This window comes from Herbidospora yilanensis, from assembly GCF_001570565.1.
GTDB classification, from domain to species: Bacteria; Actinomycetota; Actinomycetes; order Streptosporangiales; family Streptosporangiaceae; genus Herbidospora; species Herbidospora yilanensis.
This window is the reverse complement of record NZ_BBXE01000013.1, coordinates 1-12,729: the sequence shown is the minus strand read 5'-3', so window position 1 is coordinate 12,729 and position 12,729 is coordinate 1. Positions and strand designations below refer to the sequence as shown.

The window sequence follows — 12,729 nt, the reverse complement described above, 5'->3', positions numbered from 1 at the left end:
CCGCGGGGTTTACCTGTAATTCCTATATGTTTAGTATGAAATTATGACCGAACCCCCCACCCAGCAGGAGAGCCGGACCCAGTTCAACGAGGACTGGGCGGCCACCGTCATCGGGCTCGTCCTGCTCGTGCTCGTCATCGTCGGCGTCATACCGCCGGGGCTGATCCCATGACCCGGACCCAGGCGTCCGTGAGAACCAACGGCGTCCTCGGTGTGGTCCTCGGTGTCGTCGTCGTGCTGGTGCTCGGCGCGGCCACCCGGTTCCTGGAGAAGAACGTCCCCGTCTGGTTCGAGGGCGACATCGCCAAGGCCGTCGAATATCCCGTCTACGCCATCGTCCTCGGACTCATCGGCAACGCGATCCTCACCGCCACCGGGTGGCGGGAGCGGCTTGAGGGCGGCTTCCGGACCGAGTTCTTCATCAAGACCGGGCTCGTGCTGCTCGGGGCGTCCATCAACCTCAAGGTGATCGTCACCGCCGCCGGGCCCGCCATCATCCAGGGCATCCTGCTCATCTCCAGCGTGTTCCTCTTCACCTGGTGGCTCGCGGGGCGGCTCGGGCTCGACGACAGGCTGCGGGCGTTGTTGTCGGCCGCGGTGTCGATCTGCGGGGTGAGCGCGGCCATCGCGGCGGCGGGGGCCGTACAGGCACGGAAGGAACAACTCGCCTACACGGCCAGCCTGGTGATCGCGTTCGCGCTGCCGTCGATCTTCCTGGTGCCGTGGCTGGCCTCGGTGCTCGGGCTGACCGACGAGGTCGCCGGGGCCTGGATCGGCGGCAACATCGACACCACCGCCGCCGTGACCGCGGCCGGGGCGCTGGTCGGCGAGGACGCCCTCGCCGTCGCGTCGATCGTCAAGGTCACCCAGAACGCGCTGATCGGGATCGTGGTGATCGCGCTGACCGCCTGGTTCGCGTTCAAGGTCGAGCGCACGCCGGGCGCCAGGGCGCCGGGGATCGGGGAGTTCTGGACCCGGTTCCCGAAGTTCGTGCTCGGGTTCGTGGCCGCCTCGGTGATCGCGACCTGGTATCTCGGCACGGTCTCCGGTGCCGAGGGCAAGGAGGTCATCGCGGTCGCCAACGACCTGCGCGTGTGGTTCCTGATCCTGGCCTTCGTGAGCATCGGCCTGGAGTTCAGGGCCGGCTCGCTCCGCGAGGCCGGCTGGCGGCCGGTCGCCGTGTTCGCCTCGGCCGCGGTGCTCAACCTGGTGCTCGCGCTCGGGCTGGCGCTGCTGCTCTTCAGCGGCTTCACAGTGTGACGCGAATCACATTCCCGACCTGGAACGTGCCTCGCTGCGGCATGACCCCTGGTTAAGGGTGGCGCCCCTTGTCGGGGGCGCCACCGGGCGGTAGCTTCACACCCCGACGTCGCGGCGGCGGAAGCCCCACAGGCCCGCCGCTGTCAGGGCCACGGCCACCACGGCGAGCACGACCAGCGGAAGCGCGGTCACCTCGCCGCCGGGGAGGTGGGGCGTGTGGGTGAACGGCGACAGGTCGAGTACGGCCTCGCTGAGCTGGAGCAGTGCGCCGATCTGTCCCAGCAGCAGGCAGATCGCCAGGATCCCCCACGCCGCCGCCGACAACCGGGGCAGCAGCCCGAACAGGGCGACCGTCAGGCCCGTCAGGGTGGCCGCCGCCGGAGCCTGCGCCAGCGCCGCGCCGATCAGCCTCGGGACCTGGCCCAGGTCGCCGACGTCCGCGCCATAGGTGAGGCCGAGCCCGACGCCGATCATGAACAGCGCCACGACCGGGCCCACCGCCGCGAAGACGACGTGGCCGAGCGCCCACGGCACCCGCGCGGTCGCGGTGGCCAGCACCGGTTCGGCCCGCATCGCGCCCTCCTCGGCGCGCATCCGCGACGCCGCCTGGATCCCGTACGCGGCGGCGGCGATGGCCGCGATGCCGAGCAGGGTGGCGATGAACGTGTCGGTGAGCGAGGCCCCGCCGCCCAGGCGGGCGAACAGTTCGGCCAGCTCGGCGTTGTCGCGGAACGCGTCGGCCGCGCCGGAGGCGGCGCCGCCGAAGGCCAGCCCGAAGATCAGGAAGCCGGCGCTCCAGCCGATCAGCAGCCCCCGCTGCAACCGCCACGCCAGCGCGAACGGGCCGGTCAGCGAGGTCGAACCGGCCGGGCCGAGACGCGCCGGCAGCAGCCCGCCGCCCACGTCGCGGCGGAGCGACAACCATCCGGCGGCCACGGCCAGCACGACCGTCAGGCCGAGCGAGGCCAGCAGCGGCCGCCAGTCGTCGCCCGCGAACGGCTTGGTGTACTGGCTCCACGCCAGCGGCGAGGCCCACGACAGGTCCGAGCCGGTCGCGTCGCCGGCCGCCCTGACCAGGTAGGCCACGCCGAGCGCGGCCAGGGCCAGCCCGCGCGCCGGTCCGGCGTTCTCGGTGAGCTGCGCGGCCACCGCGCCGACGGCGGCGAACACGATCCCGGCGAACGCCATCGACATGCCGAGCAGCAGCGAACCGCCGGAGAAGCCCATGAAGGCCGCGGTCAGCAGGCCCATCACCAGGTCGGCGCCGGCCGCCACGACCAGCGCGGCGGCGAGCGGGGCGTGCCGTCCGACGACGGTCGCGGCGACCAGTTCGCGCCGCCCGGCGTCCTCCTCGGCGCGGGTGTGCCTGATCACCACGAGCACGTTGATGAGCGCGACGATCAGCAGGGTCAGCCCGGCCCGCTGGGTGGCCAGGGCCTCGACGCTGTGGCCGTAGACCGGGCCCAGCATCGCCTCGATCGACGGGATGCCCGCCGTGGTGCGGGCGTAGAGGACCCGCGACTCCTCGGTGGGGGTGAGCTCGGCGAAGCTGGCCGCGTACACGGCCGGGAGGGCGCCCAGGATCAGCACCCACAGGGGGAGGAGCACCCGGTCGCGCCGCAGGATGAGGCGGATCAGGTGCCGGAGGCCGGTCATCTCGCCGCCCCCTGGTAGTGGCGCATGAAGAGCTCTTCGAGGGTGGGGGGCTGCGAGGTGAGGCTGCGCACGCCCGCCGACGTGAGGTGCTTGAGCGTCTCGTCGAGCCGGTCGGTGTCGACCTCGAAGCGGACGCGGGTGCCGTCGACGACCAGGTCGTGCACGCCGGGGATCGTGGTGAGGGGGGTGGCCAGGTCGGCGCTGATCGAGGTGCGGGTGAGATGGCGCAGGTCGGTCAGGGTGCCGCTCTCGACGGTCTGGCCGTTCCTGATGATGCTCACCCGGTCGCAGAGCTGCTCGACCTCGGCCAGGATGTGGCTCGACAGCAGGACCGTGCGGCCCGACCTCTTCTCCTCGGCGACGCACTCGCGGAAGACCTCCTCCATCAGGGGGTCCAGGCCGGAGGTGGGCTCGTCGAGGATGAGCAGCTCCACGTCCGAGGCGAGCGCCGCGACCAGGGCGACCTTCTGCCGGTTGCCCTTGGAGTAGGCGCGGCCCTTCTTGCGCGGGTCGAGGTCGAAGCGCTCCAGCAGTTCGGCGCGGCGCTTGGGGTTCAGCCCGCCGCGCAGCCGGCCGAGCAGGTCGATGACCTCGCCGCCCGACAGGTTCGGCCACAGGGTGACGTCCCCGGGCACGTAGGCGAGGCGGCGGTGGAGCGCGGTGGCGTCCTTCCACGGGTCGCCGCCCAGCAGGCGGGCCGACCCGGAGTCGGCCCGCAGCAACCCGAGGAGCACACGGATCGTGGTCGACTTCCCCGATCCGTTCGGGCCCAGAAAACCGTGCACCTCCCCGGTCCTGACCGTGAGGTCGAGTCCGTTGAGCGCGTGTGTCCGGCCGAAGGTTTTGTGGAGGCCGGACACCAGGATGGCGTTTTCCATGGTTCGGACCGTACGCTCGTTTCACAAATTTGTGAAATCTATGACGCGTATGAATCGCGTATATATTTTGGTTGGGGAGGTTGGATGCGAGACGAGGAACAGGTGCGCATGGCCACCGAGCGGATGGCCATGGTGTTCACGAGCTGGGGTTTCCCCCGCATGGCCGCACGCGTGCTGATGACGGTGATGACCGCCGACGAAGAGGCGCTGACGGCCGGCCAGATCGGTGAGCGCCTGGCGGTGAGCCCGGCGGCGGTGTCGGGCGCGGTGCGTTATCTGCTCCAGGTGGGCATGCTGGCCAAGGAGCCGCAGCTCGGCTCGCGCAGCGACGTCTACCGGCTGCCCGACAATCCCTGGTACGAGGCCACGGTCCTGAAGAACGACCTGTTCGTCACGCTGGCCGCCATGGCCGAGGAGCTCGGCATGGCCCTGGGGGAGGAGACCCCGGCCGCCCGCCGGGTCCTGACGATGAACGAATACTTCAAGTTCGTGCACGAGTCGCTGCCGATGCTCATGGACCTGTGGCGGAAGTACAAGGTGGAACACGGCCTTGACTGACAGAGTGGTCTGACAATCTTTTACATAGACCGCCTCGGGTTCCGGGGCGGTTTCGTCATGTTTCACCGGATAACGGGATAGGCCTTGTGACGGTGGGATCGGCGGGCTACGATCCCCACAACTCTTAGGAAACTTTACTAAAAGAAGCTCCCACTCACAGCGTCAAGTCACCGGACGCATCCACAGCCTGTCCTCCCACCCCCCTCACCCGAGGTTGTGACATGCAACGTAGGTATGTCTGGCGAACGCTGACGGCGGTCTTCTCGCTCGCGCTCGCCTTCGTCGTGATCCCCTTCGCCGCGAGCCCGGCCAGCGCCGCCGCGACGGCGACCTTCACCAAGACCTCCTCGTGGGGGTCGGCGTTCGAGGGCAAGTACGTCATCACCAACAGCGGCCCCAACGTCGTCAACGGCTGGTCGCTCGCCTTCGACCTGCCCTCCGGCGGCGCGGTCAGCTCCCAGTGGGACGCCACCCTCACCCGCAACGGCCAGCGCTTCACCTTCTCCAACGTCGGCTGGAACGGCAGCATCCCGGTCGGCGGCTCGGTGAGCTTCGGCTTCATCGCCAGCCCCGGCGACGCGACCCCGGCCAACTGCACGATCAACGGCGTGTCCTGCGGCGGCGGCGTCAACCCCTCGCCCTCCCCGTCACCCTCGCCCTCGCCGGGCGGGCCCGGCAAGCCGGGCACCCCGTCGGTCACCGGCACCACCGGCTCGTCGATCTCGATCTCGTGGGGCGCCTCGTCCGGCACGGTCACCGGCTACCGCGTGTACGAGGGCTCGACCCAGCGCGCGCAGGTCACCGGCACCAGCGCCACCGTCTCCGGGCTCGCGGCGTGCACCGCGAAGACCTACACGGTCAAGGCCTACAACACGCAGGGTGAGTCGGTCGCCAGCGACGCCGTCAGCGGCTCGACCACCGGCTGCCCGATCGGCCCGCTGCCCAAGCACTTCCTCACCGGCTACTGGCACAACTTCGTCAACCCGGCCACCGAGCTGAAGTTGTCGGCGGTGCCGAACGAGTACGACCTGATCGCCGTCGCGTTCGCCGAGGCCACCAGCACCCCCGGCCAGGTCACCTTCGCCCTCGACCCGGGCCTGGCCACCGCCGTCGGCGGCTACACCGAGGCCCAGTTCAAGGCCGACGTCCAGGCCCTGAAGGCACGCGGCAAGAAGGTCATCATCTCCGTCGGCGGCGAGACCGGCCGCGTGCAGGTCGCCAGCGCCGCCGCCGCGACCCAGTTCGCCGACTCGGTCTACGCGGTGATGCAGAACTACGGCTTCGACGGCGTCGACATCGACCTGGAGAACGGGCTCAACGCCCAGTGGATGGGCGACGCCCTGCGCCAGCTCCGCAGCCGCGTCGGATCGTCGCTGATCATCACGATGGCCCCGCAGACGATCGACATGCAGTCGACCGGCATGGAGTACTTCAAGCTGGCCCTGGCCATCAAGGACATCCTCACGGTCGTCCACATGCAGTACTACAACTCCGGCTCGATGCTCGGCTGCGACCAGGCCTTCGCCTACGGCCAGGGCTCGATCAACTTCCTGACCGCCCTCGCCTGCATCCAACTGGAGAACGGCCTGCGCGACGACCAGGTCGCCCTCGGCCTCCCGGCCGGTCCCGGCGCGGCCGGCGGCGGCGTGGTCGCCCCCTCGATGGTCAACCAGGCCCTCACCTGCCTGGCGACCCGGACCAACTGCGGCAGCTTCGTGCCGCCGCGCGCCTACCCCGGCATCCGCGGCGCGATGACCTGGTCGATCAACTGGGACGCCAGCAACAACTGGAACTTCTCCCGCACCGTCCGTCCCCACCTGAACACCCTGCCGTAGATGAAGATCCGCAGTCTCATAGCAGCGGCGGCCCTCGTGCTGGGCGGCGCCTTCGTCGCGTCGCCCGCCCAGGCCGCCAACATCGCCACCAACCCCGGCTTCGAGTCGGGCCTGACCGGCTGGACGTGCTCCTCGGGCGCCCAGGCCGTCACCACCCCCGTCCGTTCGGGCTCCGGGGCCCTGGCCGCCACCCCGGCGGGCAGCGACTTCGCCCGGTGCTCCCAGACCGTGACCGTCCAGCCGAACACCGCCTACACGCTCTCGGCGTGGGTGCGCGGCCCCTACGTCTTCCTCGGCGCGATCGGGTTCTCCGAGACCTGGGCCGCGCCCGGGGCGGCCTGGGCCCAGCTCACCCGGACCTTCACCACCGGCGCCTCCCAGACCTCCGTGACGATCTATCTGAACGGCTGGTACGGCCAGGGCACCTACTACGCCGACGACGTGGTCCTGGACGGCCCCGGCGGCAACCCGCCGGGACCGCAGCCCCCGGCCGCGCCGGTCCTCTCGCTCGGCCAGACCACCACCGACGTGAACCTGTCGTGGCCCGCCGTCTCGGGCGCCACCGGATATCGCGTCTACCGCGCCGGGTCGCTCATCGCCTCGCCGGCCGGCACGACCTACACCGACAGGCCCGCCGCCGGGACCTACGGCTACCAGGTCAGCGCGGTCAACGCGGCCGGCGAGTCGGCTCGTTCGAACACCGTCACCGCGACGGTCGGCAGCGTGCCGCCGCCGCCGACGGGCCTGCCCAAACGGGTCATGGTCGGCTACCTGCACGCCTCGTTCGCCAACGGCTCCGGCTACACCCGGATGGCCGACGTGCCGAACGAGTGGGACGTCGTCAACCTGTCGTTCGGCGAGCCGACCTCGGTCACCTCGGGCGACATCCGCTTCACCCAGTGCCCGGTCGCCGAATGCCCCAACGTGGAGACCGAGGCCCAGTTCATCGCCGCCATCCGGGCCAAGCAGCAGGCCGGCAAGAAGGTGCTGATCTCGATCGGCGGCCAGAACGGCCAGGTGCAGCTCACGACCACGGCCGCGCGCGACAAGTTCGTCCAGTCGGTCGGCGCCATCATCGACAAGTACGGCCTCGACGGTCTCGACATCGACTTCGAGGGCCACAGCCTGTCGCTGAACACCGGTGACACCGACTTCCGCAACCCGACCACCCCCGTGATCGTCAACCTGATCGCGGCGCTGCGCTCGCTGAAGGCCCGTTACGGGAGCCGTTTCATCCTGACCATGGCTCCGGAGACGTTCTTCGTCCAGCTCGGCTACCAGTTCTACGGCTCGGGCCAGTGGGGCGGCGCCGACCCGCGCGCGGCCGCCTACCTCCCGGTCATCCACGCGATGCGGAACGACCTGACCCTGCTCCACGTGCAGGACTACAACTCCGGGCCGATCATGGGCCTGGACAACCAGTACCACACGATGGGCGGCCACGACTTCCACGTCGCGATGACCGACATGCTGCTCGCCGGGTTCCCGATCCAGGGCGACACGAACAACGTCTTCCCGGCGCTGCGGCAGGACCAGGTCGCCATCGGCCTGCCGTCCTCCCCGCAGGCGGGCAACGGCTTCACCACCGTGGCCGAGGTCCAGAAGGCGTTCGACTGCCTGGCCAAGGGCACCAACTGCGGCCCCTACCGGCCGCGTGGTGTCTACCCGAACCTCCGGGGTCTGATGACCTGGTCGATCAACTGGGACCGGTTCAACAACTTCGAGTTCTCCCGCAGCCACCGCTCCTACCTCAACGCGCTCGGATAGGACGTGTTCCGATGAAACGTTTACGCGTGCTCCTCGCGGCCTCGATCGCCTTCGCGGGTGTCCTCGTCGCCACCCCCGCCCACGCGGCCCCCGCCACCGCCGTCTTCACCAAGACCTCCGAATGGGGGTCCGCCTTCGAGGGCAAGTACGTCATCACCAACGGCACCACCTCGACCATCAACGGCTGGTCGGTCGCCTTCGACCTGCCCTCGGGCGGGAGCGTCAGCTCCCAGTGGGACGCCGTGTTGTCCCGCAGCGGCCAGCGCTTCACCCTCAGCAACGTGGGCTGGAACGGCTCCATCCCGCCCGGCGGCACCGCCAGCTTCGGCTTCATCGCCTCGCCCGGCTCGGCCGTCCCCGCCAACTGCACCCTGAACGGGCAGCCCTGCGGCGGCGGCACCACCAACCCGGGCGCCCCCGGCACCCCCGGGAACCCGTCGGTCACCGGTACGACCAGCTCGTCGATCTCGCTCTCGTGGGGCGCGTCCTCGGGCACGGTCGCGGGCTATCGCGTGTACGAGGGCTCGACCCAGCGCGCCCAGGTCACCGGCACCTCGGCGACCATCTCGGGGATCGCGGCGTGCACCTCGAAGACCTATGTCGTGAGGGCGTACAACAGCGTGGGCGAGTCGGCCTCGTCCGGCTCCGTCACCGGCTCCACGACGGGCTGCCCGACCGGCGGCCCGCGCATGCCCGGCGCGCCCTACCTCTACATGGGCTGGGGCGACCCGCCCGCGCCCGCCTCGGTGATGGCGGCGACCGGGGTCAAGTCGTTCACGATGGCCTTCATCCTGTCGTCCGGCGGCTGCAACCCGGCCTGGGACGGCAACCGCCCGCTCAACAACGCGGCCGACGTCAATGCCATCAACGCCATCAAGGCGGCCGGCGGGTCGATCCAGGTCTCGTTCGGCGGCTGGTCGGGCAACAAGCTCGGGCCGAACTGCTCGACGCCGCAGGCCTACGCGCAGGCCGTCCAGACGGTGATCAACGCCACCGGGCCGGCCGTGGTCGACTTCGACATCGAGAACACCGACGAGTTCGAGAACTACACCGTCCAGGACCGCATCCTGAACGGCCTCAAGATCGTCAAGCAGAACAACCCGAACATCAAGATCGCGGTCACCTTCGGGACCTCCACGAGCGGCCCGACCGCCCACGGCGTGCGCCTGATCAACCAGGCCAGGGCCCTGGCGGTGCCGATCGACAACTTCACGATCATGACGTTCGACTTCGGCAGCTCGAACATCCAGCAGGACACGATCAACGCGTCCGAGGGCCTGAAGAACGTCCTGAAGTCGGCCTACGGCTACACCGACGCCCAGGCCTACGCGAAGATGGGCATCTCGGGCATGGTCGGCCTGTCCGACCAGCTTGAGACCACCACCCCCGCGGCCTGGACGGCGATCCGCGACTACGCCGTGCAGCGCGGCCTGACCCGCTTCGCGACCTGGTCGGTCAACCGCGACCGCCCCTGCCCGGGCGGCGGCGTGGTGTCCAACTGCTCCGGCATCAGCCAGTCGAACTGGGACTTCACCAGGATCACGGCGGGCTTCTAGCACCTCACGGCCGCCGGGGAGTCCGGGACGCGGGCTCCCCGGCGGCCTGTCGCCGGGTTGCCCTCGAAGCCGAGGGCGGTGCGCGCCCATGCCGGGACGCCGGGGCGCGCACCGCCCTCTTTCGCCCGTGGCGGGGCGATGCGGGCGCGGCCGGTCGGCGCAGGTCACGGCGGGACGCGGGGACGGCGGGCGGCGCCGGGCAGGCGGAGCCGTAACGGAAGAAAGCATTTGCGACGCCCCTCCCCGGCCGGGCGGAGTGGCTAAGGTTGTCGCCGTCATGGACTACGCAATCCCCACGGGAATCCTTCTCGTCACCGGTGTCGTGCTCGCCGTCCTCGCCCAGCGGAGGGGGTGGCGGCCCTCCCTCCTGGCGATCCTCGGCGTCGGCATCGTGGTCCGGGTGCTGATCATGTTGTTCTCGGCCGCCGACTCCTGGCAGCCGATCGACTTCGTCAACAGCTTCCGCCCGGCCGGTGAGGCGATCCTCGAAGGACGCAACCCGGTCAACAGCGGATGGCACTTCCTGCCCGCGATCCCCTATGTCTACGGCTCGCTGATGTGGCTGGGCATCCCGTGGGAGATCGCCGGACGACTGGTCACCGTCGTCGCCGACCTGGCGCTGATCCCGCTGGTCGGCAGGCTGGCGGGCCAGGGGCGGCAGCGGCTCCGCGCCTTCCAGTACGCCTGCAACCCCCTCGCGGTCCTGGTCGCGTCGGTCCACGGGCAGGTGGAGCCCGTTTCGCTGGTGTTCGCCGTGGCCGCCTATGTGGTGGCGCGGGGGCCGGGGGAGTTCCGGGGGAGCGAGCCGCTGCTCGACCGGCCCGACCGGATGGTGCGCAGCCTCCTCACGCGCGACGCCGCCGGGGTGACCCGCCGGGCCGTCTACGCCGGCTTGCTCATGGGGCTGGCGCTCTGCGCGAAGAGCTGGCCCGTGATCCTGGTGCCGGGCATGTTGATGTTCCTGCCGGGGGTGCGGGCGCGGATCGTGTCGGGGCTGGCGGTGGCCGTGCCGCCGATCCTCGTGCTGCTGACCATGCCGCTCGGCGGCTGGGTGCGCTGGGACCAGCTCGTCGACGTGCTGAAGGAGATCAGCCTGCGGCCGAGCGACGTGCGGCCGATCACCGGCGACTGGGGCTGGACCGCCGTGATCAACGGCGGCGAATGGGACCTCACGCCGTGGAAGCTCGTCGTCGGCCAGTACATGATCTACGCAGTGGCGGCGTTCTGCCTGTGGTGGTGGCGCAAGGCCGATCCGATCGACGTGTCGATCGCGATCCTGCTGGGCTTCATGGTCGTCACGCCGCGCCTGGGCGCGCAGTATCTGCTCTGGTTCATGCCGTTCCTGGTCGCCCGCCCCACGAAGTGGGCCTGGCCGGCGATCATCGGCAGCTCGTTGTGGGCCGCGACCGGCTATCTGGTGCTGACCCAGTTCCGCGGCCAGGACTGGGGCGCCCTGCACGCGCCGTGGGCGATCAGCTCGATCGTCCTGTTCCCGCTGCTCATCGCCGCGATGCCGTGGGCCCGCCGGTCATTCGACGATCAGGCGAACCAGGTGCCCGTGACTCTTGAAGCCGGGCGGGTCGCCGTCGAGCACCCCCGTGACGCAGTCGAAGACACGGGGGTCGCTCTGCCTGACGAAGAAGACCGGCTCGGCGATGGCCGTGAGAAGACCGACAGCGGCACGGTGCAGCGCGACACCTGACAGGTCCTCCCCGATCGTCAGCGTCACCTCGTACACCCCGTCGTCGAGGAGCCGGTCGGCCACGATCCGCCACCTGTCGCCGCACGCCTTCTTCAGGTGCGGCAGCAGGTGGACCTCCGGCTCCTCGGTCACCCAGCCGTCCCGGCGCATCGACGCCAGCAGGGTCTGGACCTGCGGATCCATCGCTGTGCCGTCGGCGATTCCGGTCTGCCGCTCATCGATGTCCCATCTGCGCACGCGGTGACCCTACGCCGGTGTACGCCCCCGCGGGGGCACTTCCCCCGAGACGAGCGCCCGGGCGAACCGGGCGGACGGGTCGCTGTCGATGAGCAGCGCCCGCACCAGCAGCGAGAGCGGAATCGCCAGCAGCGCCCCCAGCGGCCCGATCACATAGGCCCACACGATCAGCGAGACCAGGGTCATCGTGGTGGTCAACCCGACGGCGTCGCCGAGGAACTTCGGCTGCACGAACGACTGCACCACCACGTTGATGACGATGTAGGCGAGGATCACCAGCAGCATCGTCGAGAACCCCCCGTCCAGCAACGCGAGCAGCGCCGGCGGCACCAGCCCGATGATGAAGCCGATGTTCGGCACATAGTTCGTGATCAGCGCGAGGATGCCCCACAACAACGGCAGCGGCACGCTGAGGACGACCAGCGCGATCACGTCGAGCACCGCGCAGATGATCCCGAACACGGTGGAGACCAGCAGATAACGCCGCGTCCGCGACGCGAAGGTGGTCAGCGCCGCGTGCAGTGCGGGCCGCTCCACCTTGGCGACCCGGATGATCCGGGTGAACGCCGGCGCGTCGAGGTTCATCGACAACGACAACACCACGATGAGGAACAGCGCCGACCCCGCCCCCAGCGCCCCCGCGAGCAACCCCTGCGCGATCGGCAACAACCGGCTGGGATCGAAGGACTTGACCGCCTTGTCGATCTGGTCGGCCCCCAGCCCGATCTCGGCCGCGAAGGCCCGCGCCTCGGCCGCCAGCGCGGCGAACTTGTCCGTGTACGTCGGCGCGATCGTCGCGAGCTGAGCCGCCGCCACCGCGATGATCGCCACCATCCCGGCGAGCACCAGCAGCACGACGAGAAAGGGAACCGCCACCTGCAGCCAGGTCGGCGCGCCCTTCCTCTCCAGCACGCCCCTGAGAGGCGACACCGCCACGACCAGCACCAACGCCAGCATCACCGGGCCGACGATCGACCCCACGGCCTGGATTCCGGCCAGTGTCACGACCGCGGCCGCCGCGGTCAGCAGGACGACCAGTGCGCGCGGCAGCTCGATCATGAGCGGTTACTACCCTTCTGACCGGCGAAAACCCACTGTTGGTGATCAACTGACCGAGCCGTGACCCGGCGCCCGTGCGGAAGCACTCCGGAGAGCTGTTAATCTTTAATCCGTCGACCTGGTTCGGCAAACCCCCTTCTTCTAAACCGAGAAGCACACCGGTACGAAGCACCGGTGAGCGGATGGTAAATTAGAAGGGCCAGCCCGGAAGGGCCGGAAAA

At 69.9% G+C, this 12,729-nt stretch carries 10 protein-coding genes; 7 read left to right on the top strand and 3 right to left on the bottom strand.

Annotated elements, in window-relative coordinates; all coding sequences use genetic code 11:
• Positions 1 to 43 precede the first annotated feature (43 nt).
• Positions 44 to 172, top strand: a complete 129-nt coding sequence (locus AW273_RS38985; RefSeq protein ID WP_269750205.1) for a hypothetical protein — start codon at positions 44 to 46, stop codon at positions 170 to 172.
• Positions 173 to 189: 17 nt separating this feature from the next.
• Positions 190 to 1,260: a YeiH family protein gene (locus AW273_RS00110; protein ID WP_232326995.1), complete on the top strand. Its 1,071-nt coding sequence runs from the start codon at positions 190 to 192 to the stop codon at positions 1,258 to 1,260.
• Between the two features lie 96 nt (positions 1,261 to 1,356).
• Here the strand turns inward: AW273_RS00110 and AW273_RS00105 are convergent, their stop codons facing one another.
• Both AW273_RS00105 and AW273_RS00100 read right to left on the bottom strand, forming a co-directional pair.
• The gene (locus AW273_RS00105; protein WP_062343975.1) at positions 1,357 to 2,916 is read right to left on the bottom strand and encodes an ABC transporter permease; all 1,560 of its coding nucleotides are present in this window, start codon (positions 2,914 to 2,916) and stop codon (positions 1,357 to 1,359) included.
• Positions 2,913 to 3,794 (bottom strand): ABC transporter ATP-binding protein, encoded by an 882-nt coding sequence (locus tag AW273_RS00100; protein WP_062343974.1) that lies wholly within the window; start codon positions 3,792 to 3,794, stop codon positions 2,913 to 2,915. Before AW273_RS00100 ends, AW273_RS00105 begins: the two co-directional genes overlap by 4 nt.
• 84 nt (positions 3,795 to 3,878) lie before the next feature.
• Between AW273_RS00100 and AW273_RS00095 the strand changes: the two genes are divergently transcribed.
• From AW273_RS00095 to AW273_RS00075, 5 genes are all read left to right on the top strand, one after another.
• A complete protein-coding gene (locus AW273_RS00095) occupies positions 3,879 to 4,352 on the top strand; it encodes a GbsR/MarR family transcriptional regulator (protein WP_062343973.1) in 474 nt (157 codons plus the stop codon).
• Positions 4,353 to 4,573: 221 nt separating this feature from the next.
• A complete protein-coding gene (locus AW273_RS00090; protein ID WP_062343972.1) occupies positions 4,574 to 6,187 on the top strand; it encodes a chitinase in 1,614 nt (537 codons plus the stop codon).
• Positions 6,188 to 7,954, top strand: a complete 1,767-nt coding sequence (locus tag AW273_RS00085; RefSeq protein ID WP_062343969.1) for a chitinase — start codon at positions 6,188 to 6,190, stop codon at positions 7,952 to 7,954.
• Positions 7,955 to 7,965: 11 nt separating this feature from the next.
• Positions 7,966 to 9,510: a cellulose binding domain-containing protein gene (locus AW273_RS00080; RefSeq protein ID WP_062343967.1), complete on the top strand. Its 1,545-nt coding sequence runs from the start codon at positions 7,966 to 7,968 to the stop codon at positions 9,508 to 9,510.
• A 277-nt stretch (positions 9,511 to 9,787) separates the two neighbouring features.
• Positions 9,788 to 11,212: a putative hexosyltransferase gene (locus AW273_RS00075; RefSeq protein WP_083949401.1), complete on the top strand. Its 1,425-nt coding sequence runs from the start codon at positions 9,788 to 9,790 to the stop codon at positions 11,210 to 11,212.
• 246 nt (positions 11,213 to 11,458) lie between these two features.
• Here the strand turns inward: AW273_RS00075 and AW273_RS00070 are convergent, their stop codons facing one another.
• Positions 11,459 to 12,508 (bottom strand): AI-2E family transporter, encoded by a 1,050-nt coding sequence (locus AW273_RS00070; protein WP_062343965.1) that lies wholly within the window; start codon positions 12,506 to 12,508, stop codon positions 11,459 to 11,461.
• Between the last annotated feature and the right edge of the window lie 221 nt (positions 12,509 to 12,729).